This window comes from Ferruginibacter sp. HRS2-29, from assembly GCF_024343615.1.
Lineage (GTDB): Bacteria > Bacteroidota > Bacteroidia > Chitinophagales > Chitinophagaceae > Ferruginibacter.
Map to the genome: position 1 here is coordinate 88,182 of NZ_RJUB01000001.1, position 21,472 is coordinate 109,653.

Annotated in this window: 17 protein-coding genes; 11 read left to right on the forward strand and 6 right to left on the reverse strand. The window is 44.0% G+C overall.

Features of this window, described 5'->3' with window-relative positions:
* Nucleotides 1-11 precede the first annotated feature (11 nt).
* Nucleotides 12-1,244 (reverse strand): proline dehydrogenase family protein, encoded by a 1,233-nt coding sequence (locus EGI32_RS00450; RefSeq protein WP_255153377.1) that lies wholly within the window; start codon nucleotides 1,242-1,244, stop codon nucleotides 12-14.
* 169 nt (nucleotides 1,245-1,413) lie between these two features.
* Here EGI32_RS00450 and EGI32_RS00455 point away from each other — a divergent pair, with 169 nt between their 5' ends.
* A complete protein-coding gene (locus tag EGI32_RS00455) occupies nucleotides 1,414-1,923 on the forward strand; it encodes an acyl-CoA thioesterase (protein ID WP_255153378.1) in 510 nt (169 codons plus the stop codon).
* 103 nt (nucleotides 1,924-2,026) lie between these two features.
* On the opposite strand, the gene EGI32_RS00460 is transcribed toward EGI32_RS00455, so the two are convergent.
* Nucleotides 2,027-2,779 (reverse strand): lysophospholipid acyltransferase family protein, encoded by a 753-nt coding sequence (locus EGI32_RS00460; RefSeq protein ID WP_255153379.1) that lies wholly within the window; start codon nucleotides 2,777-2,779, stop codon nucleotides 2,027-2,029.
* A gap of 308 nt (nucleotides 2,780-3,087) precedes the next feature.
* Here EGI32_RS00460 and EGI32_RS00465 point away from each other — a divergent pair, with 308 nt between their 5' ends.
* From EGI32_RS00465 to rpsA, 3 genes are all read left to right on the forward strand, one after another.
* On the forward strand, nucleotides 3,088-3,327 hold the full coding sequence (locus EGI32_RS00465) for a hypothetical protein (protein ID WP_255153380.1): 240 nt from the start codon (nucleotides 3,088-3,090) through the stop codon (nucleotides 3,325-3,327).
* Nucleotides 3,328-3,625: 298 nt separating this feature from the next.
* Nucleotides 3,626-7,126 carry a GEVED domain-containing protein gene (locus tag EGI32_RS00470; protein ID WP_255153381.1) on the forward strand — a complete coding sequence of 1,167 codons (3,501 nt, stop codon included), beginning with the start codon at nucleotides 3,626-3,628 and terminating at the stop codon, nucleotides 7,124-7,126.
* 149 nt (nucleotides 7,127-7,275) lie between these two features.
* Nucleotides 7,276-9,186 carry a 30S ribosomal protein S1 gene (gene rpsA / locus EGI32_RS00475; RefSeq protein WP_255153382.1) on the forward strand — a complete coding sequence of 637 codons (1,911 nt, stop codon included), beginning with the start codon at nucleotides 7,276-7,278 and terminating at the stop codon, nucleotides 9,184-9,186.
* Between the two features lie 154 nt (nucleotides 9,187-9,340).
* Here rpsA and EGI32_RS00480 read toward each other — a convergent pair whose 3' ends face one another.
* Nucleotides 9,341-9,748 carry a hypothetical protein gene (locus tag EGI32_RS00480; protein WP_255153383.1) on the reverse strand — a complete coding sequence of 136 codons (408 nt, stop codon included), beginning with the start codon at nucleotides 9,746-9,748 and terminating at the stop codon, nucleotides 9,341-9,343.
* 127 nt (nucleotides 9,749-9,875) lie between these two features.
* Complete coding sequence (locus EGI32_RS00485) at nucleotides 9,876-11,033, reverse strand: homogentisate 1,2-dioxygenase (RefSeq protein ID WP_255153384.1); 1,158 nt, start codon at nucleotides 11,031-11,033, stop codon at nucleotides 9,876-9,878.
* Nucleotides 11,034-11,297: 264 nt separating this feature from the next.
* Between EGI32_RS00485 and EGI32_RS00490 the strand changes: the two genes are divergently transcribed.
* Both EGI32_RS00490 and EGI32_RS00495 read left to right on the forward strand, forming a co-directional pair.
* Nucleotides 11,298-11,786, forward strand: a complete 489-nt coding sequence (locus EGI32_RS00490) for a metallophosphoesterase (protein WP_255153385.1) — start codon at nucleotides 11,298-11,300, stop codon at nucleotides 11,784-11,786.
* A gap of 324 nt (nucleotides 11,787-12,110) precedes the next feature.
* Entirely contained in the window at nucleotides 12,111-12,731 is a 621-nt protein-coding gene (locus EGI32_RS00495) for a YdeI family protein (RefSeq protein ID WP_255153386.1), read from the forward strand.
* 64 nt (nucleotides 12,732-12,795) lie between these two features.
* Here the strand turns inward: EGI32_RS00495 and EGI32_RS00500 are convergent, their stop codons facing one another.
* Entirely contained in the window at nucleotides 12,796-13,881 is a 1,086-nt protein-coding gene (locus EGI32_RS00500; RefSeq protein ID WP_255153387.1) for a hypothetical protein, read from the reverse strand.
* A 107-nt stretch (nucleotides 13,882-13,988) separates the two neighbouring features.
* Between EGI32_RS00500 and EGI32_RS00505 the strand changes: the two genes are divergently transcribed.
* Both EGI32_RS00505 and rpe read left to right on the forward strand, forming a co-directional pair.
* Complete coding sequence (locus EGI32_RS00505) at nucleotides 13,989-14,783, forward strand: lipopolysaccharide assembly protein LapB (protein WP_255153388.1); 795 nt, start codon at nucleotides 13,989-13,991, stop codon at nucleotides 14,781-14,783.
* Nucleotides 14,784-14,925: 142 nt separating this feature from the next.
* Nucleotides 14,926-15,573, forward strand: coding sequence for a ribulose-phosphate 3-epimerase (rpe, locus tag EGI32_RS00510; RefSeq protein WP_255153389.1), 648 nt, complete (start codon nucleotides 14,926-14,928; stop codon nucleotides 15,571-15,573).
* Nucleotides 15,574-15,833: 260 nt separating this feature from the next.
* Here rpe and EGI32_RS00515 read toward each other — a convergent pair whose 3' ends face one another.
* The gene (locus tag EGI32_RS00515; protein WP_255153390.1) at nucleotides 15,834-16,733 is read right to left on the reverse strand and encodes a hypothetical protein; all 900 of its coding nucleotides are present in this window, start codon (nucleotides 16,731-16,733) and stop codon (nucleotides 15,834-15,836) included.
* Nucleotides 16,734-16,808: 75 nt separating this feature from the next.
* On the opposite strand from EGI32_RS00515, the gene EGI32_RS00520 reads away from it, so the two are divergent.
* The 3 genes from EGI32_RS00520 (at nucleotide 16,809) to EGI32_RS00530 (ending at nucleotide 21,341) form a co-directional block, all read left to right on the forward strand.
* Nucleotides 16,809-19,310 carry a TonB-dependent receptor gene (locus tag EGI32_RS00520; RefSeq protein ID WP_255153391.1) on the forward strand — a complete coding sequence of 834 codons (2,502 nt, stop codon included), beginning with the start codon at nucleotides 16,809-16,811 and terminating at the stop codon, nucleotides 19,308-19,310.
* 345 nt (nucleotides 19,311-19,655) lie between these two features.
* Nucleotides 19,656-20,651, forward strand: a complete 996-nt coding sequence (locus tag EGI32_RS00525) for a PhoH family protein (RefSeq protein WP_255153392.1) — start codon at nucleotides 19,656-19,658, stop codon at nucleotides 20,649-20,651.
* A 9-nt stretch (nucleotides 20,652-20,660) separates the two neighbouring features.
* The gene (locus EGI32_RS00530; protein WP_255153393.1) at nucleotides 20,661-21,341 is read left to right on the forward strand and encodes a YiiX/YebB-like N1pC/P60 family cysteine hydrolase; all 681 of its coding nucleotides are present in this window, start codon (nucleotides 20,661-20,663) and stop codon (nucleotides 21,339-21,341) included.
* Nucleotides 21,342-21,472 lie beyond the last annotated feature (131 nt).

Sequence of the window (21,472 nt, forward strand, 5' to 3'; positions counted from 1 at the left end):
TTCCTCAATTCTTAATTCTTAATTCTTAATTGCCCCCTTCTTTCCAGTTCTTTTTTTATCAACCCAAGTTCCCGTCCGGTTTGACCGGCCACAGAACTGTTCTCCTGCGCACGGCGCATCAGGTAAGGTACAACATCTTTGATGGGTCCGAAAGGCAAATATTTGCTCACACTGCAGCCGCTCTTCGCCAGGTTGAAAGTGATGTTATCGCTCATACCATACAGTTGTGAAAAATGCACATGCGGATGGTTGTGTGGAAGGCCTTTTTTATCGAGCAGTTGTGTAGCGTACAAATTACTGTATTCATTATGCGAAGCTACGATCAACGCGATGTTGTCCAGGTGTTCGATGCTGAATTCTACTGCGTCGTTATAATCCTTATCGCAGGCTTCTTTGGAAGGTTGTATCGGCGAAGGATAGCCCATTTCAGCGGCACGTTTCCTTTCCTTTTCCATATAAGCGCCACGTACCAGTTTTGCGCCCAGCACAAACCCACGTTCGGTAGCGGCTTCATGGCTGGCCTTTAAAAAAGCGAGCCTGTCGTGCCGGTACAACTGGATGGTATTATATACCACTGCTTTTTCTTTATTATATGTGTCCATCATCAGGATGGTGAGCGCATCCACCGGATCCTGGATCCATGTCTCTTCAGCATCTACCAGCACACCGATCTTTTTCCTGTTGGCTGTTTCGCAGATCTTCACCAGCCTTGCTACAGCCCTTTCCCACTCTGCTTTTTCATCATTGCCCAGCAAACCGATCACTTTATAATAACGTTTCATCAATGTACCCTCGTTACTGTTCATGCCACTGTCGATTTTTTCCAGCAGGCCGAAACGTACGATACCGGTGACTTTGATGCTCATCAACGGGATATTGTTTTGTGTAGCCGCATAACCGATCACTTTTATAAATTCTTCTGTAGCGTGATCGTACCCGGCTTCGCCATCATCGCCCCCTTCCACACCGTAATCAAGTATCACCTGCACATTGTATCTGCCCAGTTTGTCCGCCACCACGGCAGTCTGCTCCAATGTTTCCCCGCCAACAAATTGTTTGAAGATCGTTTGCCGGATGATGGATCTTGTAAATGGGATATGAAGTTTCATCGCCAGCGGCATCAGTTTCAGCCCTGTGTTGAGCAGCAAAGGATTGCCCATGGAAGAAAAAAGAAAATTGGCGCGTTTAAGTTCTTTGGTGGTTTTGTAAGCAAAAGCGTATTCGGTATTATCAAATGATATCATATGGTGAATAGTGAATGGTGAATAGTCAAACCTTCGATTTTTTTTAATAATCCTCAAAGTTAATTATATATCAACTTCCAAACTCTAAACCATCTAAACTTCTAAACTTTGTAAGTACGCGCCACGGGCACGAAGCTATACCTAAACCCTAAACTCTTAACTTTGCAGTATGGAAAAAAATGCGAAGGACTCACTGGTGGTAATGACCGAACTGGTGCTTCCGAATGACACGAATAATTTTGGCAATCTGATGGGTGGCCGTCTGATGTACTGGATGGATATTGCGGCAGCACTGGCAGCCATGAAACATTGTGCAGCCCCTGTAGTGACAGCATCGGTAGATAATATTTCTTTTGAAACCCCTATCAAGATCGGCAACGTGGTACATATAGAAGCCAAAGTGACAAGGGCTTTCACCAGCAGCATGGAAGTGCATATGAATGTGTGGGGAGAAGATGCCATACAACAATACCGTTACAAGAGCAACGAAGCTTATTACACTTTCGTGGCGCTGGATCCCAACGGGAAACCAAGGCCTGTAAATAAACTGATCCCGGAAACAGAAGCTGAAAAAGCCCTGTTTGACGGCGCTTTGAGAAGAAGGCAACTGCGACTGATATTGGGAGGTAAGATGAAACCCGAAGAAGCGGAAGAATTGAAAGCATTATTTGGGAAATAAAACAATGTAAGATCTATGATCTATGATGTATGATCTATGATCTATGATGTACGATGTATGATCTTTAGAACGTGCTTTCAGATCATACATCGTAGATCATAGATCATTTATCGATTGGTGTCAGCAGATGGTGCTTGCTCTTCAGCATATATTCCCTGCTTTGTTCGATGCTGTCCATGATCTTTTCGAGGATGCTTTCTGTGGATGCTTCATAATCGATCTTGAGCGGCTCCTTGAAAGTGACCGAAAGTTTGGTGCCTTTCTTTTTAAATTTCAATCCTTTTTTATTGAAGGCTCTCCAGTAGCCGCTGATGACAACGGGAACAACGATGGGTTTTGTCTGCTTAATGATAAAAGCCGTGCCTTTGCGCCCGGGTGCAAATGGTTTGGTAGTTCCCTGTGGAAAAGTGATGACCCAGTTTCCGTCCAGCGCCCTTGCTATCTTCCGGGTATCGCCGGGATCTAGGCCGCGGCGGACCTCCCCGCCTTCGGAGCGCCAGGTACGTTTGACGGTGACAGCCCCCGCCAACGTGAATAATCTGGTGAGCCAGTTGCTTTTCATGGTTTCTTCCGCAGCTACGTATCGTATGCGGGTAAACGGCCACAGGAGATAATAAGGAAGACCGAGCCTGTTTTTTTTGCCCCAGCTGTTGGCACAAAAAATATGGATGAACGTGATCACATCGGCGAAATAAGTCTGGTGGTTGCTGACAAAAAGTACATTTTTCCTGGGAAGGCCATCGAGGTTTTCCATTCCCTTTATTTTCAATTTATTGATGATATTAATTCCGGGGTAGGTAAATATCCCGACGATGGCGTACACTATCCCTTTTACGAACCGGGATTCCTTAAGCATGTTGATAAACTTATTCTTCATATCTGATCGGCAGACGATTGTTCAGCTGCAACAATTATGTTGCCCTGCGGTAAGGGTAAATAATGACGATAAAATTATATCATAAAACCTGCCGAATACTATTTTCCTGAAATTAATGGTGAAGATGCCTTCTCGATACGATCTGCAGAATCAATAAAATCCGCTCCTGTAGAAGTTTTCATTGTGGTACCAACCAAGCGGGAAGGCAGGAAAACTAATTTTTGTTGTTTTTGAAAAAAATGTATATTTGAAAAAATAAATCTACCAAAAAATATAAAATCAGGATTATGAAGAAATTATTACTCACATCATTTGTAATGTTGGCAATTGCAGGATCTTCAATGGCACAGGCTAAAAAAGCTACTACAAAGCTTCCTAGCAAAAAAGGCACTTTCCAGAAAGCGCAGGCTAAAACAGAAGCAGACAAGGTTAAACAGGCAGAAGCAGCAAAAACACCTACTGTAGACAATTCAGCACTGACTGTTCAGTCTGAAGAAGCCAGGAAAAAAGCAAACAAAAACCGTTAATCCGGTTGATGTTCAAAATATTAAAAAAGCCCCGAAATTATTCGGGGCTTTTTTAATTATATCCCTCCTTCTCCATTTTCTTAAGCGTTCTCCACCCTTTCTCCATCCTGGGTTCCGCAGCATTTTATACGGACAAATCCCATACAAAAAAATACATTATAAAAAAACCAAAAGCCAAAAAAATATATTTTCATTCTTAAAAAAATTTGTTAATCATTATCATATAATTTGTACTTTTAGCACTAATATTCAATTTACACATCAGGATTACTTTTTTTATTTCACAAAAAACACAATTATGCAGTCTAAAATTACATTAAAAAGATTCGGGGGGTTCTGGAGAAAAACCCTAACGGCTCTGGCTTTGTTGTGCTCTGTCACAGGCACAATCAATGCACAAACTTATGTGAACGGTAACCTGGGTTCAGGTACTGTCTCTAAGAATGGCACAACTGCCCCCACAGGTTTTCAGTGGCATGAATTACAGAACAATGTCGGTAACACTGCAGTATCCAATACCAGCCTTGCATTTGCCTACACAGGTACTTTCACGGTTGCGGATAACTTTACCGTTCCTGCAGGTCAGACATGGACTATTTCTAAAATGACCTTCTACGGTATCCAACCTACAGCTGCTGCTGTAACTGCTTTGAACGTTCGTATCCACAACAGCAGCCCTTTAGCTGGTGCAACTACGATCGTTTATGGTAATCTTACTACCAACGTATTGAATGCTACTACTCCATTGAACATCTATGGAGCTTTCAACTCTTCAGTACCAGCGAACAACACTCCGGGAACTGCTTACCGCATTTTCTCTATGGATGCCAACGTTGCTACCGTGCTTACTGCCGGTACATACTGGGTAGAGTGGAAAGTGACTGCAGGTGCAGCTACTTTCGCTCCAACAAGCGTAGTAGTTGGTGCAAGGACGCAGACTGGTTATAATGCTATTCAGAGCAACTCCGGCGCATGGACTGCTTTGCTGGATGGTGGTAACCCTGCATCAAGCCCTTCATTGGCTCAGGATCTGCCTTTCTCTATCAGCTATACTGCTACCGGTGTTGTGCCATGCGCAGGTACTCCTGCTCCTGGTAATACCATTGCTTCAGTTACAACAACATGTCCTGGTATCGCTTACCAACTGTCTTTGCAAACTCCAACCACAGGTGATGGCGTAACTTACCAATGGCAGTCGGCTACTACTTTAGCTGGCCCTTACACAAATATTATCGGTGCTACTGCTCCAACGCTGACTTACAGCCAGGCAGTTGCTACTTACTACAGGTGCCAGGTAACATGTGGCGGTAATACAGGTACTTCTACACCGGTTCTGGTAGCAGCTTCTACAGGTTGCTATTGCACACCGGGAACTGTAAACTGTTCTCTTGATGACCAGATCACTAACGTGACCCTTGGTACATTGAATAATAACTCTACCTGCGGCGCGGGTGGTTACACAAACTATACTACTAACCCCGCTATCGTTATTCCTGATGTTATCAAAGGTGGTGCAAACCCTATCAGGGTTACTGTAGGACCAGGCGGTACTGAATATGTAGGTGTTTGGATCGATTACAACCAGAATGGTACTTTCGAAACAACTGAATTCACTCTGCTCGGCAGCGGAAACGGTTCAACTATCACAGGTGCTGTAAATGCTCCTGCAGCTGCATTGTCAGGAAATACCAGGATGAGGGTACGTGTTCAATACAACACACCGGTTCTTTCTACACAGGCATGTGCTGCTTCAAGCAGCTTCGGTGAAGTGGAAGACTACACCGTTAACCTTGTTCCTTGTGTGAACGTAGCTTTGACTACTCAGCCTGTTAACAAGACTGTTGATTGCGGTGCAAATACCACCTTCACAGTTGCCGGAACAGGTTCTTTGCCGGTATTCTATTGGGAATACAGGGTGAATGCAACTTCACCATGGCAGAATGTACCAGCTGCTGCTCCTTACACAGGACAGAACACCAATACTTTGACTATCACAGGCGCTACCAGCACTTTGAACGGTTACCAATACCGTGCAGTGTTCTCAGGTGCTTGTACTGCGGTTGATTTCTCCAGCGTAGCTACCCTTACAGTGAACCCACTGGTAGGTGTTGTTGCTCCGGCAAATCCTTCAGTTTGTCTTGGTGGTATCCAGCAGTTGAGCATCACTAACACTCAACCTGCAACAGTGCTTACTTTCAACTCTGCAGCAGCATTGAACATCACTATCCCTGATAATGGTGGTACCGCTGGTGTTAACAACGTGATCAACGTTTCAGGTATCCCTTCAGGTGTTACTATTACCAGCATCAAAATCAAAATGGGTATCACGCATAGCTGGGCAGGTGACCTTGTTGTAGTAGCGAAAGCTCCAAATAACAACATTCTGAACCTTGCGTATGCATTGAACGGAACAGGTGGTGCATCCGCAACAACCGGTTTCAACCCAACTTTCTCATCTACGCTTACTCCGACTGCTGCTAACCTGCTGAATGCTGGTGCAAACCCTTATAGCGGAACTTACGCAGCGGATGGTTACAACTCAACTACCGGTGACCCTGCAGTTCCAACAGGCCCTAATGGATTCATTCCAACTTCAACTGCAGCAGCACGTAATACGTTCACTGATCTGTATAACTCTGCTAATAATGCGAATACCTTAAATGGTCCATGGACTTTAGCTTTGTATGACTACTTCCAGGATGATCAGACAACTAATAAATTCAACAACTGGAGCATCGAGATCACTTACACTGGTGGACTTGCAACAGGTGTTTGGACTTCACCAGCTCCTAACTCACTGTACACTGATGCAGCTGCAACTATCCCTTACGATGGTGTAACTTCAGTGAACACAGTTTATGCTAAACCAACTACTGCAGGTACAGTAAACTACACGGTGGTTGTTAACAATGGCATTTGTACTTCAGCTCCTGTAACCGTTCCACTGGCTGTTAATTCACCAGCAACTGCGGTTAGCGCTGTAGCAAACAAATCAGTTTGTCCTTTGGGTAACACTACCTTCACTGCTACCGTAACCGGTGGTTCTGGTGTAACCAACAGGTGGGAAGTGAGCACAGACGGTGGTGCTACTTACACAACTGTTGCAAACGGTGGTATCTACTCTGGTGCTACTACCAACACCCTGACCCTGACTGCAGTTCCTGCGTCATTGAACGGTGCAAGGTATCGCCTGGTAGCAGTAGCTGCTCCTTGTCTTGCAGGTACTAACATCACTTCAGCTGCTGGTATCCTGACTGTTAACCCTAACCCGGTATTGAACCTGGCTGCAGCTCCTACAACTGCTGTATTCCCTGGTATCACTACTTCAGTAGTGGTAGCTGTTAACCCGGCTCCATCTGCAAGTACTACTTACACATGGTTCAAAAATGGTGTACAGATCGCTGGTGCGACTACCAACACTATCGCAGGACTTGATGTAGACGATCTGGGTACTTACACAGTAAGGGTTACAGACGGTAACGGTTGTACTTCTACTTCAAATGCGGTTACAATTGTAGATTCTGCAACTACCAAGTTGTTCATCTATCCTAACCCATCAAATGGCCAGTTCCACGTAAGGTATCATGATCTGAATACCAGCCCTACATTCCAGGGTCCACGTACACTGACCATCTATGATGCCAAAGGTGCAAGGGTGTTCTGGAAAACATATTCCATCACAGCTCCTTACGCTGACATGTTCGTTGACCTGAGCAATAACGGTAAAGGTATCTACACTGTAGACCTGACCGATTTCAACGGCAACCGTATCAAAACAGGCAGGGTTCTGATTCAATAATCTTCTGTCTTTCAGATAGTTCTAAGCCCCGGGGTTTTCCCCGGGGCTTTTTTATAGGTAGGCTGTCTAAAAAGCCCCCTTTTCCCCTCCCTTTTTTCAGCTAAAAGTGTTATTTTTGCAGCCCCGTATAAAACCACGGGGATAATTTTATGTCATTCAATATTAACAAACAACTAAACGCAGAGGATCAGGAGCCTAAAGCTACAGAGGTAGCAGAGGTTACTGCGACAACAAAAGCACCTGAAGCACCCGTTGTAGAAACTGCCCACGACGATTTCGACTGGAGCAGGGACAAACGTAACGTATCAGCTTACACCGCAGAGGAAAAAGCAAAATACGATACTGTTTATGACAACACTTTCAAACAGATCAATGATGGTGAAATGATCCAGGCAACTGTAGAATCACTGACCAAAACGGATGCTGTTGTAAACATCGGTTTCAAAAGCGATGGCCTTATTTCCTTGAACGAATTCCGTGATATCCCGGGTGGCGTTAAAGTAGGCGACGTGATTGAAGTAATGGTGGTTGAAAAAGAAGACAGGGACGGTAACCTGCACCTTAGCCGCAAATCTGCCCGCACTACCCGTGCATGGGAAAGGATCGTGGAAGTTAACAAAACCGGCGAGATCGTTACAGGTCTTGTTACCAGCAAAACAAAAGGTGGCCTTATCGTGGACGTATTTGGTATGGAAACCTTCCTGCCAGGTTCTCAGATCGATGTTAAGCCCGTTACTGATTACGATCAGTTTGTTGGTAAAACAATGGAGTTCAAAGTGGTTAAGATCAACGAAGCGATCAAAAACGCGGTTGTATCTCATAAAGCCCTTATCGAAAGTGATATCGAAGCACAACGTGCTGAGATCATCGGCAAACTCGAAAAAGGCCAGGTATTGGAAGGAACTATCAAAAACATCACAGATTTCGGAGCATTCCTGGATCTTGGTGGCTTAGATGGCCTGCTTTACATCACCGATATTTCATGGGGACGTATCAACCATCCTTCAGAAGTATTGAAGATGGATCAGAAACTGAACGTTGTTGTGCTTGATTTCGATGATGACAAAAAACGTATCAGCCTTGGCTTGAAACAATTGACCCCTCACCCTTGGGATACGCTGGCAGAAAACCTGAAAGAAGGTGAAGTAGTAAAAGGTAAAGTAGTGAACATCGAAGATTACGGTGCTTTCCTTGAGATCATGCCAGGTGTTGAAGGCCTTGTTCACGTAAGTGAAATTACATGGGCTAACACACCGATCAATGCCAAAGAATTCTTCAAACTTGGCGACGAATACGAAGCTAAAGTGGTAACGTTGGATAAAGACACCCGCAAGATGAGCCTGTCTATCAAACAATTGACTGAAGATCCATGGAGCACGATCGAAAACCAATTCCCTGAAGGCAGCAAACACAATGGTGTTGTTAAGAACATCACTCCTTATGGTGTGTTTGTTGAACTGGCTACTGGTATCGGTGGTATGATCCACATCAGCGACCTTAGCTGGTTGAAACGTTTCAACAGCCCTAACGAATACACTAAAGTTGGTAACGATATCGAAGTGCTTATCCTGAGCATCGATAAAGAAGGCCGCAAACTTCAGTTAGGTCACAAACAGATCGAAGAAGATCCATGGACTTCTCTTGAATCTATCTTCACCATCGGTTCTATTCACGAAGGTACTGTGATCAAGAAAGATGATAAAGGTGCTATGGTTCAGTTGCCATACGGATTGGAAGGATTTGCTCCTGCACGTCACCTTGCAAAAGAAGACGGCAAAACCGTAGGTGTTGATGAGATCGCTAACTTCATGGTGATCGAATTCGAGCGCAGCGACAAACGTATCGTTGTTAGCCACACACGCCTGTGGGAACAGCAGATGGAAGAAGAAAAGCAAGTGATCCGCAAGGAAAAACAAGTAGAGGCAGAATCTACCAAGAAAGCTGTAAAAGCGATCCAGAGCAAAGTAGAAAAAACTACCCTTGGCGATCTGAGCGCACTGGCTGATCTGAAAGCTAAATTAGACGGCGACAACGCTGCTGAAGAAGCGAAAGGAGAATAAGTTTAAACTTCTCTATATCAAAACCTCCCGAAGATTTTTCGGGAGGTTTTTTGTTTTTACAACTTTTAAAGAATAAGAAATATAAAATAAGGAAGTTGGTACATCCTGATGAACCAACTTCCCTATTCTTTATTTCTGATTAATTATTTCTTATTTAATCGAACGATTCCGTATTCAGGTGCACCTTCGTCATTTCATGAAAATGATTCTGTAATATATTCAGTGGGATCGGCGTACCAATATGCCGCTGTTCATCCCTGTACCAGATCTCCATCCGGCTGAAGTCGCCTTCTTTGGGCGTAAGCATGCGGAAAGCACCTTTGGAATACTTCACTGTACCATCTTCATTTACGTGTTTGTGGAATTTCAGATCGGTCAATTCCTGTTCGGTGATCTCAATCGTACTTAACTGTTCTGTTTCGTACCAGAAACCCTGAGCCCCGGTGTCCACACAAACCTGTTTTTCATCATTGTTGAGGTCGATCACTTCTCCCCTTTTTTTGTCGCCGTCATTATCGGCAATTACATAGTCGCCTTTTTTAAGATCATGAAATTTTATCATGGCAAGTGTTTTTTTGTTATAGCAATATAAGGAAAAGTTTAGAAGTTTAGACCTTTAGGGGTTTAGGGGTCTAGAGAAATTCCTTCAAAAAGATTATCTAAACTTCTAAACCCCCAAACCTCTAAACTTATTCCGCCCAACTCATCACATATCCCTCATTCTCTATCTCCAATGCCGTTTGCGTAAGTTTCAGTGGCCGGAAAGTATCTACCATCACCGCCAGTTCTTTGGTTTCCTTTGCACCGATACTTTTTTCTGCCAGCCCGGGATGTGGCCCATGCGGAATACCGGCCGGGTGCAGCGTGATCATTCCGCGGGTGACATGCTTACGGCTCATGAAATCGCCATCTACATAGTACAGCAGCTCATCGCTATCGATGTTACTGTGGTTGTACGGGGCAGGTATCGCCAAAGGATGATAATCGAACAGACGCGGCACAAATGAACATACCACAAAGGCATCCGTTTCAAAAGTCTGGTGCACAGGTGGCGGCTGATGTACCCTTCCGGTAATGGGCTCAAAATCATGGATGCTGAACGCATACGGATAGCAGCAGCCATCCCAGCCAATCACATCAAAAGGATGCGTGCCGTAATGGATGCCATATAACATTCCTTGTTTTTTTGTCTGGATGATAAAATCTCCCTTCTCATCTATCGTCTGCAGGTTTTCCGGCGTGCGGATATCCCTTTCGCAATACGGAGAATGCTCCATCAGTTGGCCATATTTGCTGAGGTAACGTTTGGGATAACGGATAGGTGTATGCGATTCCACGATGAATAAACGGTTTTCGGTGGTATCAAAATGTACCTGGTAAATGCAGCCGCGTGGGATCACGAGGTAATCGCCGTAACCGAATTTCAATTCACCATAACAGGTTTTCAACACGCCGCTTCCTTCATGCACAAAGATCATTTCATCGCTGTCGGCATTTTTATAAAAATAATCCGTCATGCTTTGTTGCGGCGCAGCCAGCACGATATGGCAATCATTGTTGACCAATACCGCTTTCCGGCTTTCCAGGAAATCCGCTTCTGGTTTTACCCTGAACCCCTCGAGGCTACGATGTTTCAGCATCCTTTCTTCCGCCACCTTCGGTGAAACATCGATTGGATCATCACATTTCACAATAAGTGTAGGGGCATACGTATGGTAAAGCAAAGAGTAATCGTTGGAAAACCCTTCGGTAGAAAATAATTGCTCGGAATATAAACTCCCATCCGGCTTACGAAACTGTGTATGCCTTTTGTGAGGAATGGTTCCGGCTTTGTGATAATGAGCCATGATAATTGATAATTGATAATGAATAATGAATAATTCCTTATGGTGGAAATTTATTCAATTATGCAAAGCTCCAGAGAAGCGAGCAGGAAGATGTATTTCCATCTGCGCTTATCGATATCGTAGGTGAAATTGCGGTGATATGGCATACGATGAAATTAAGAATTTAAAATTAAGAATTAAGAATTAGTTACGCACGGGTTCGATAAGTCATTAATTTTATGTCGAACTTGCTTTCATTCTTAATTTTAAATTCTTAATTCTTAATTGACTCGTATCGGATTGATATCAGACACCCACAGCTACCTGGATGAAGCCGTGTTTCAGCATTTCAAAGAGTGTGATGAAATATGGCATGCCGGTGATTTCGGCAATATGGAAGTAATTGAACAGTTACGGGCTTTCAAGCCGTTGCGGGGTGTATATGGAAATATTGATGCGAACGATATCCGGGCGATCTATCCTGAAAAACTTTTCTTTACCTGTGAAAAAGTGAATGTGTTCATACAGCATATCGGTGGTTACCCCGGCCGTTATGCACCCGGCGTTAAAAAAGATATCCTGGCGCACAAATCACAGTTATTCATCAGTGGCCATTCGCATATCCTGAAAGTGATGTATGATGAAAGTGTACATTGCTTGCACATGAACGCGGGTGCGGCAGGTAAACAAGGGTGGCACAAAATGCGTACGATGATCCGCTTCGCGATAGATGGAAAAGACATTAAAAATTGTGAAGTGGTGGAGTTAGATTAGAGATTCACTTGTTGCGGTAAAAAAGATTCGATTGTATAAACTTTCAAAAGCCCTTATAAACTACGAAGGTTTCACCATTCACTATTCACCATCGTATTCAGAAACCCTACAAGATTATTCAGGGCAGCCTGATCCGGTGCGTAGCCCGGCATATATACGATCTCGATCCGTATCACTTTTTGAGCAGCCGGCACCCAGGCCTCTAAGGATAAGAAAGGCTAAAAGTCTGTTTTTCATAAGTATTAGTTTAAGAAACGGGACAGCTCTTATAATATCTACGTATAAAAAATAAAAAGTTGTCTAAATTTAAGGACAAATAATCGTATGGGAAAGAAAGACAAACGCGTTGACGCCTACATAGCCGCATCCGCTGAATTTGCGCAGCCGATCCTTACACATTTACGTGAGTTGGTGCACAAAGCTTGTCCGGAGGTAGAGGAGACTATCAAATGGGGATTTGCTGCTTTTGATTACAAAGGCGTAATGTGTACTATGGCTTCTTTCAGTCAGCACTGCGCCTTCGGTTTCTGGAAAGCCGCTATTATGAAGGATGCAGGCGAGCTCACCACCAATCAGAATACTGCGATGGGACATCTCGGCAAGATCACTTCATTGAAAGTGTTGCCCACAGACAAAAAACTCATCGCCCTCATCAAAGAAGCGGCAAAGCTGAATGAAGACGGGATCAAGCTTCCTGCAAAGCCAAAACTTACCGCCGCCACCATGGTAGCCACCCCGGATTATTTTTTGAAAGAATTGAAGAAAAACAAAAAAGCATTCAGCATATTCGAAGCCTTCGCGCCATCGCACCGCAAAGAATACAATCAATGGATCATAGAAGCCAGGACAGAAGAAACCCGAAACAGGCGAATGACGCAGGCTATTGAGTGGATCGCTGAGGGCAAAGGACGGAACTGGAAATACGAGCAATCAATTAAGAATTAACAATTACGAATTTTGTACTCCTTTGCCTTAAATTGTTAATTCGTAATTGTTAATTCGTAATTGATTATTCAATCCAGTCTGCAATAAACACATTCGTATCCCTTGTGCCACCGTTATTACGGTTGCTGCTGAAAACGAATTTCTTTCCATCGGGGCTGAACATCGGGAAAGCATCGAAGCCTTTATCCCTGGAGATCTTTTTCATATTGCTGCCATCCAGGTCCGCGAGGTACATGTTGAATGGGAACCCGCGTTTGTATTCGTGATTGCTACAGAAAATAAAATGATTGCCATCCGGCGTAAAATTAGGTGCCCAGTTGGCTTGCGCCAAAGTAGTTACCTGGCGGGCATCGCTGCCATCCACATTCGCGATCCACACTTCCATATTGGTAGGTGCTACCAGGTTTTCTGCCAGCAACTCCTTATACTCTTTTATCTCTTCCGGGGTTTTCGGGCGGGAAGCACGCCAGATGATCTTTTTGCCATCAGGGCTGAACCACGCTCCACCATCATACCCCAATGCATTGGTGATACGTTTTACATGTTTACCATCCAGATCCATGGTATAAAGATCCAGGTCGCCATCACGCATGCTCGTAAAAACGATCTTATTACCTTTCGGTGAAATGGTGGCTTCTGCATCGTAGCCTTTTGTTTTGGTCAGTTGCTTTACAATTTTACCACTGGTATCTGCTTTAAAAATATCGAAGCTCTCATAGATCGGCCAGATATATTTATTGCCATACTTTTTACGATCCGGAACCGGCGGGCATTCATTGCCGGCAAGGTGCGTGGAACCATACAAAATATGCCTGCCATCAGGGTAAAAGAAGGCGCAGGTTGTACGGCCGGTACCGGTACTCACCAGTTTAGGGGTAAATTTTTCGTTGGCCGAAACCGGGATTTTCCCCATCCAGATCTGATCACATTGTATGCCTTCCTTAGCATCCGATTTCTGGTAGACCAGGTATTTTCCATCAAAACTGAAATAAGCTTCTGCGTTATCACCGCCAAAAGTGAGCTGCCTGATATTGGCAAAATAATCTTCGCCTGCAAAATGGACCGTGTCATTCACTACAGCCGTATGCTGGCTAAATGCCGGAAAGTTATTCATCAAAAAAAACAACGCAAAGCCCGCTATGTACTTCATTTTTATAATTTTTTGCAAAGGTAACCATCAATTGAACTGTTTTGTCAAATATTTGTCAATAATGAAAGCCCTGAAACATTAATTTTGCGTTCAATAACAGGATTTTCATGAAATATCTTTTCCTTTTTTGCACGCTTGTTTTCATGGGCTGCAATAATACCGACAATACCGCTTCTTCCTCACCTTCAGACACCAACTCGAGGGAAGTGGCCCTTAAGAACGATATCGCCGGCTTTCCCGATTCCGCCTTGCTGAAAGAAAACCTGGTGCAATATTACCGCGAAAGCGGCCGGTACGACAATGCCCTTTCCGCCGTAAATGAGGCGTTGAAAAAAGACAGCACCAGCGCAAGATGGTGGGATATCAAGGCCACGCTTCAGTTTGAAAACAATGATACGCTTGGTGCAATAAGATCTTTCGAAAAAGCCGTTTCCATCAAAGCCGATCCGGAATATATCATTTCGCTGGGTACATTGTATGCACAGACAAAAAATCCGAATGCGCTCATCATGGCGGATGCCTTGCTGAGCAGTAAAGCCGATGCGGAAAAGGAATCTTATTTTATACAGGGACTTTATTACAGTTATAAAAATGAAAAGGAAAAAGCGATCGTTTATTTTGATAAATGCCTTCAACTGAATTACACTTACATGAGTGCCTATACAGAAAAAGCGCTGGCTTTGTACGATCTGAAAAGATACCCGGAAGCATTGGCGGTTTTGGATAAAGGCTTAACATTGCAGAATAACTACGACGAAGGATATTATTATCGTGGCCGTGTGCTGGAGAAAATGGATAAACGCGAGGAAGCCATCGAGGCATACCAGACAGCATTGATGTACGATCCGGAATATATAGAAGCGAAAGACGCACTGGCAAAACTCGGTGTAAAAACACAGTAATATTATCGTTTAATTTTAATAAAATTCCTGTCAGCCTGAGCTTGTCGAAGGCGAAGGTTTATTGGGGATCGCCTTCGACAAGCTCAGGCTGACAGGTAACAGAAACAGGAACGCTAACATATCCACTCATAAAAAAATATTTATGGCAATTATAGCCCCTTCTCTCCTGGCAGCAAATTTTTTACAGCTTCAACGGGATTGTGATATGCTGAACGCCAGCGAGGCCGACTGGTTTCACCTCGATGTGATGGATGGAAGATTTGTGCCCAACATTAGCTTCGGGCCGATGCTCATCAAATTCATCACTTCCACCACCAGCAAATTCTGCGATGTGCACCTGATGATAGAAGAACCGGAAAAATATTTTGAAGCCTTAAAAGAAGCGGGCTCCGACAGCCTGACGATACATGTGGAAACCTGCCGGCATCTTCACCGCAACATACAACTCATCAAGCAATTGGACATGGGTGCTGGTGTCGCTATCAACCCCCATACACCGGTAGATTTGTTGAAAGACATTCTCGGGGATATCGACCTGGTTTGCATCATGAGCGTCAATCCCGGATTTGGCGGGCAATCCTTCATACCGCATAGCCTCGATAAGATCAGGCAGTTAAAGGAAATGATCACCGAAAGAAACTTGAATGTAAAGATTGAAGTAGATGGCGGCATCACGTTGGCAAACGCCCAAAGCGTGATCGATGCCGGCGCAGATGTATTGGTGGCGGGAAGCACAGTGTTTAATTCTGCTGACCCGGGCGCAACTATTAAAGCTCTGAAACAACTTTAAAAATTACGAATTACCAATTACGAATTACGAATGAAGCAAAAAGGGGATCACAGATTTTAAAAAAGGGATGCAGGGGATTGCACAGATTGTTTTCACTTCGTAAAAACGAAAATGCAGTTTATAAATCCTGCGGCTTTTATTTAAGCCGCAGGATTTATAAACTGCATTTTGATTTTCTGCGAAGCAGGAAAAATCTGTGCAATCCCCTTCATCCTTTTTTAATCTGCGATCCCTCTCTCGCTTCATTCGTAATTCGTAATTTATAATTGTTTCTCCATTTGCTTCAGCACAAAAACATTTTGCTTCACCCAATTCCTCTCCCCTTTTGGCCAGTTGTATTTTCTATCCAGTAATTCATCGGCCATTTTGTAGGCGATGGCAGCCTGCTTCGCATTGTAAAAACAGCTGATCCAGTTAGCCGGCAGATCTTTCTCTTTTCTCATGTAAATACCACCGGCGTACCATTTAAAGCACGACGGCAACCCGGTAAGGATTACATCTTCGGATCTTGCATTGATACAATGATCATAAAACAGAACAAAAAAGTGGATCGACGCTTTCAGCCGGGCTTTGATGGCTTCGTCGGTTTCCGGTTGTTTGGGGGCTATGCGCCAGCGGTTGTTGGTGATGTGAAAAGGTTCGTCACGGATCTGCAAATGTGCTACCGCTTCCCCTTTGTATTCGACCAGTTTTTTTTCATTGCCCGATGTCACTTCATTGAGTGTAAGATTTTTCGGATCGAGTCGGGCAACCTGGTGCAGTTCTTTCGTTCCGTTATCCAGTTTCATTTCAATCAAATAAGGCTTTTTATCATCGTGCAGCATCCAGACTCCCAGACGGTATTCTCCCCGCGGATCCTTCACCATCGTACCATCGTTGAAAAAACAATAACCACGGTTCGCCATTTCGAGTTCTGAATCTCCCCGGGAATTTTTGATATCGTCAGCATCTTCCTTATTGTTCCACGACTGGCAAAGGATCTCTTTCATATCCTGTTTTTCATTCAGATCCACCAAACCAGCAACTCTGAAATCCGGGACTGTTTCGGCCGGCTGGTCTTCGGTGACTATTTCACCGGTCGATTCATTTTTTCTGCCGGCACAGCCGGATAGCAGCATCAGGACGACCATTACATATATAACCTGGGTAAATTGTTTCATCGGTTCAAAAATAAAAAACATCCTTCAACGGGTGATATTTTCTTACAAACTGATAAAAATATTTACCTTCATCGTATGAGATTCCTGACTGCTTTATGTTTTTTACTGGTTACGCATGCGTCTGTCGCCCAATTGAAATCTGCTACTGTTTCAGGCCGTGTCGTAGACGAGAATGAACACCCCTTGAGCAATGTTTCGGTGACCATCCTTGGCAAAAACAACGGGATACTCTCTTCCGACAGCGGCACTTTCCTCCTTAAAGTAGAAGCAGGCAAAGCATTCGCCATCATTTTTTCCCATACCGGCTACGCAGATATACAAAAGAATTTTTTCCTCAGTAAAGGAGAAAATGAAACCGTGACGATACGGTTATTACGCAGTGGCAAAACGCTGGAAGCCGTGGTGGTCCAGGACGACCGCGAAAGAAAAGAAACAGGGCTGGTGAAAATAAATCCTAAAAATGTATTGACACTTCCCAGCACCACCGGTGGTATTGAAGCATTGATAAAAACACTGGTAGGCAGCAACAATGAACTTACTTCGCAATACAATGTCCGTGGAGGCAATTACGATGAAAACCTCATCTATATCAACGACTTTGAAATATACAGGCCTTATCTCGTAAGCAGCGGCCAGCAGGAAGGTTTAAGCCTTATTAATCCTGAGCTGGCGAAGAACGTAAATTTTTACACCGGTGGTTTTCAAAGTAAGTATGGCGACAAAATGAGCAGTGTGCTCGACATACAATACAAGAAGCCGGTGAAATTTGGTGGAAGCGTTTACGTAAGTTTATTGGAACAAGGATTACATCTGGAAGGACGCGCTAAAAAAAATGCGGTCACTTATCTTTTCGCTGTGCGAAATAAAAGTAACCGCAACCTGCTGAGCAATCAGCCAACCCAGGGAGCTTATATTCCTTCCGCTTCGGATGTGCAGGGGTATGTCACTTATAAGCTGAATGCTAAATGGCAGCTGGAATTGCTGGGGATCATTTCTGCTTCACGCTTTACATTTTTTCCTGAGTCGGTGAAAAAGACGGCCTCTGTATTTTCTCCGTTTTTCACAGCCAATGTAGGCCTCGATATTTATTTTGAAGGCCAGGAAAAAGACAGTTATACCAGCAGCATGGCCGGTGCCAGCATTTTGAATACCCCTTCAAAAAATCTTCGCCTTAAATGGATGCTCAGCCGTTTCAAGGATAAGGAAAAAGAAAATTTCGATATAGCAGGAGCATATCTTTTTGGCGAACGCGATTTTGATAACAGCAGCAGCACTTTCGGGCAGATCGTAAATCCGCTGGGGCAAGGTTATTATCAAAATTATGCACGCAATGAACTGAACATAGAAGTCTGGAATGCAAGCCACAAGGGCAGCCTGGAAAAAGGCAAACATTTCTTTCAATGGGGAACGAGTGTGGAACTCACTAAAATAAATGATAAGCTAAGGCAATGGGAATACCAGGATTCTGCCGGTTATTCACTTCCGCATGTTCCGGGAAATGCACAACTATTCAGTTCGCAGAACAGTGCTGTTGACCTGGATGTGCAAAAGTACAGTGGTTATATCCAGGACAATATTCATTTATCCAAAGGAAAAAATGATATCAGCCTGCAGGCTGGTGTACGTTTCAATTACAACAGCCTCAACAGGGAATTTCTCGTAAGCCCGCGCCTGCAAGCAAGCTGGAAGCCTAAAGGTAAAAACGATGTGATCTTTAAAGCGGCGGTAGGTGTGTACAACCAGCCACCTTTTTACCGTGAATTGCGCCGATACGACGGATCGGTCAATACAGCCATCAAATCGCAGAAGAGCCTGCAAGTTGTAGTGGGTATGGATTACAATTTCGTGGGCATCGGCGGCCGCCCATTCCGGTTTACCAGCGAAGCATACTACAAAGCCATGACCGATGTGGTACCGTACGATATCGACAATGTAAAGATCAGGTACCTGGGTAACAATAACGCCAGGGCATACACGACTGGAGCCGAATTCAGGCTTTTCGGCGAACTGGTAAAAGATGCGGAAAGTTGGCTCAGCGTAGGTTTCATGCGCAGCAGGGAAAACCTGGATAACGATCATTATTTCCAATATAAAAATGCGGCAGGTGAGATCATAGGGCCATCTACACCCGACCAGGTGGTGGCAGACAGTGCGCAGGTAAATGTAGGCTGGCTGCGCCGCCCAACAGACAGGCTTATCACGGTGGGGCTTTTCCTGGAAGATTACCTGGCAACGAACAAGAATTTCAAAGTGCACCTGAACATGCTGTATGGCAGCAACATGAGTTACAATATCCCCGGCAGCGTACGCTACCGCAATGGGTTGATCATTGAGCCATACATCAGGGTGGATATGGGTTTCAGTGCATTATTACTCAGCGAAAGATCTACCAGGAGAAGCCATAGCCCGTTCAAAGGTTTTGAAAATATCTGGCTGAGTTTAGAAGTATTCAACCTTATCAACAGGGAGAACACCATCTCCTACCAATTGATAAAAGATTTCACCAATTCCACTTATGCCATCCCCAACAGGCTTACGCCGAGGTTGCTTAACTTAAAATTAATAGGGAGATTTTAGGATAGTTTCGGGAGGCTGGTTGCGGGTTATTGGATCGTTAGGGAAGAGTTAAAAACATTTCATTTCTCTGCGAAACCTCTGCCAGCTCTCGTTCTCCGCGGTTTAGAGAAAATTTCGATCTCAAAATAATCTCCTTCGCTAACGATCAGATAACCCGTTACCCGACACCCGCAACTTCTCATCTTTTAACTTTTCCAACACAATGTGAATAATTAAATTAGTAATGTATATGGTAGAAAAATTAAATTTGGAATAACACCTTTTGAAAGTTCTTACCAAACAATTTTAATTTAACCCAAACATGCTTTCGCCGTGTTTCGGCAAAGTATTTAAAACTGAAAAGCATTGACAGACACTATCATTAACCTTGAAACGGTTAACCCTATTGAGTTTTTTGGAGTTAATAACGGCAAACTCGACATTCTCAAAAAGAAATTCCCCCTGTTAAAAATTTTAAGTCGTGGCACGCAGATAAAATTGAGCGGAGCCCCGGAACAAATTGAAGAAGCCAAAGAAAAAATCAACCTCTTAGTTCAGTACCTGCAAAGAAACGGGCATATGAGCGAAAATTATCTCGAACAAATTTTAGGTGGCGATGATGAAAAATCAATCGATAATTTCATTGACCGCAATCCCAACGATGTACTGGTTTTCGGGCCAAATGGCAAAACCGTACGGGCACGTACCGCCAATCAGAAAGCGATGGTGCAGGCCTGCGATAAAAATGATATCCTCTTTGCCATCGGGCCTGCTGGTACCGGTAAAACCTACACGGCTGTTGCTTTGGCAGTAAGGGCATTAAAAAACAAACTGGTAAAAAAGATCATCCTCACAAGGCCTGCTGTAGAAGCAGGTGAAAGCCTTGGCTTCCTGCCCGGCGATCTGAAAGAGAAGATCGATCCATACCTGAGGCCATTGTACGATGCATTGGACGACATGATCCCTGCAGATAAACTGGGTTATTATATGAGCACACGTACCATCGAAATTGCGCCATTAGCGTATATGCGTGGCCGTACGCTGGACAATGCATTCATCATCCTGGATGAGGCCCAGAATACCAATGACCTGCAGATCAAAATGTTCCTGACCCGTATCGGGCCAAATGCAAAAGCGATCATTACCGGTGACCCTACACAGATCGATCTGCCGAAAAACCAGCAGAGCGGGCTTTTCAGGGCTACAAAGATCCTCCGCAACATCGACGGCATCGCTCACATCGAGCTGGATGAAGAAGATGTGGTAAGGCACAGGTTGGTGAAATCGATCATCAAAGCTTACAACAAGGAAGATGAAGCTATCACCAAAGAAAAAGAGCAGAGAGAAAAAGAAAGAAGATAATTTCGCGTGATGAACTATTTTAAAAAATCAAAAATAAGGTGGCTACCCTGCTGCCTTATTTTTTTTATTCATAGCTGTACGCAAAATACTCCATACAAAGAATTGCGGATGACATCCCAGGACAGCCTGGATAAAAAAGCCTTTATAAGAAGGGCTTTCGACAGCATATACCTGATGCGGCAACTTATACGTAACGGCGATATCATCACCCGCACAGGCAATGATTTTACCAGCCAAAGCCTCCGGTCACTGAACCAACGCAACCAGCAATATTCTCATTGTGGAATTGCCAGTATCGAAAACGACACCGTGTTTGTTTATCATGCATTGGGTGGAGAATTCAATCCTGATCAAAAGATCAAACGGGAAAGATTCGTTGATTTTTCACAGCCTTACGAAAATAACGGCATCGGTATCTTCCGGTTTTCTCCCACTGAATTTCCCGCAAAAAATGCCGTAGCTGTTGCAAAAGAATTATACTTCCGCGGCATACAGTTTGACATGGATTTCGATCTCAAAACAAATGACAAGATGTATTGCGCAGAATTTGTTTACAAAACATTTCTACTCGCCTATCCCGGCAGGATAAAATTTTCGACAAGCCACATCAATAAATTTGAATTCATTGGGGTAGACGATCTTTTCCTGCATCCTCTATGCCATTCGATGAAAGAGATCGTATATAAATAAAATGATCCGGCATTGCTGCCGGACCCCATTTATAAACCCACTCTCCGATCCTAACGCTTAAAAAAATATTGCCACGAATGCACGAATAAAATGCAGTGAATTTAATTTGTATTTATTCGTGCATTCGTGGC

Excerpts from the sequence above, each read along its gene's own strand:
- EGI32_RS00480 (WP_255153383.1), bottom strand. The coding sequence starts at position 9,748 with ATGATAAAATTTCATGATCTTAAAAAAGGCGACTATGTAATTGCCGAT.
- rpsA (WP_255153382.1), top strand. The coding sequence starts at position 7,276 with ATGTCATTCAATATTAACAAACAACTAAACGCAGAGGATCAGGAGCCT.
- EGI32_RS00470 (WP_255153381.1), top strand. The coding sequence starts at position 3,626 with ATGCAGTCTAAAATTACATTAAAAAGATTCGGGGGGTTCTGGAGAAAA.
- EGI32_RS00495 (WP_255153386.1), top strand. The coding sequence starts at position 12,111 with ATGGGAAAGAAAGACAAACGCGTTGACGCCTACATAGCCGCATCCGCT.
- EGI32_RS00520 (WP_255153391.1), top strand. The coding sequence starts at position 16,809 with ATGAGATTCCTGACTGCTTTATGTTTTTTACTGGTTACGCATGCGTCT.
- rpe (WP_255153389.1), top strand. The coding sequence starts at position 14,926 with ATGGCAATTATAGCCCCTTCTCTCCTGGCAGCAAATTTTTTACAGCTT.
- EGI32_RS00500 (WP_255153387.1), bottom strand. The coding sequence starts at position 13,881 with ATGAAGTACATAGCGGGCTTTGCGTTGTTTTTTTTGATGAATAACTTT.
- EGI32_RS00465 (WP_255153380.1), top strand. The coding sequence starts at position 3,088 with ATGAAGAAATTATTACTCACATCATTTGTAATGTTGGCAATTGCAGGA.
- EGI32_RS00515 (WP_255153390.1), bottom strand. The coding sequence starts at position 16,733 with ATGAAACAATTTACCCAGGTTATATATGTAATGGTCGTCCTGATGCTG.
- EGI32_RS00460 (WP_255153379.1), bottom strand. The coding sequence starts at position 2,779 with ATGCTTAAGGAATCCCGGTTCGTAAAAGGGATAGTGTACGCCATCGTC.
- EGI32_RS00455 (WP_255153378.1), top strand. The coding sequence starts at position 1,414 with ATGGAAAAAAATGCGAAGGACTCACTGGTGGTAATGACCGAACTGGTG.
- EGI32_RS00530 (WP_255153393.1), top strand. The coding sequence starts at position 20,661 with ATGAACTATTTTAAAAAATCAAAAATAAGGTGGCTACCCTGCTGCCTT.
- EGI32_RS00505 (WP_255153388.1), top strand. The coding sequence starts at position 13,989 with ATGAAATATCTTTTCCTTTTTTGCACGCTTGTTTTCATGGGCTGCAAT.
- EGI32_RS00485 (WP_255153384.1), bottom strand. The coding sequence starts at position 11,033 with ATGGCTCATTATCACAAAGCCGGAACCATTCCTCACAAAAGGCATACA.
- EGI32_RS00450 (WP_255153377.1), bottom strand. The coding sequence starts at position 1,244 with ATGATATCATTTGATAATACCGAATACGCTTTTGCTTACAAAACCACC.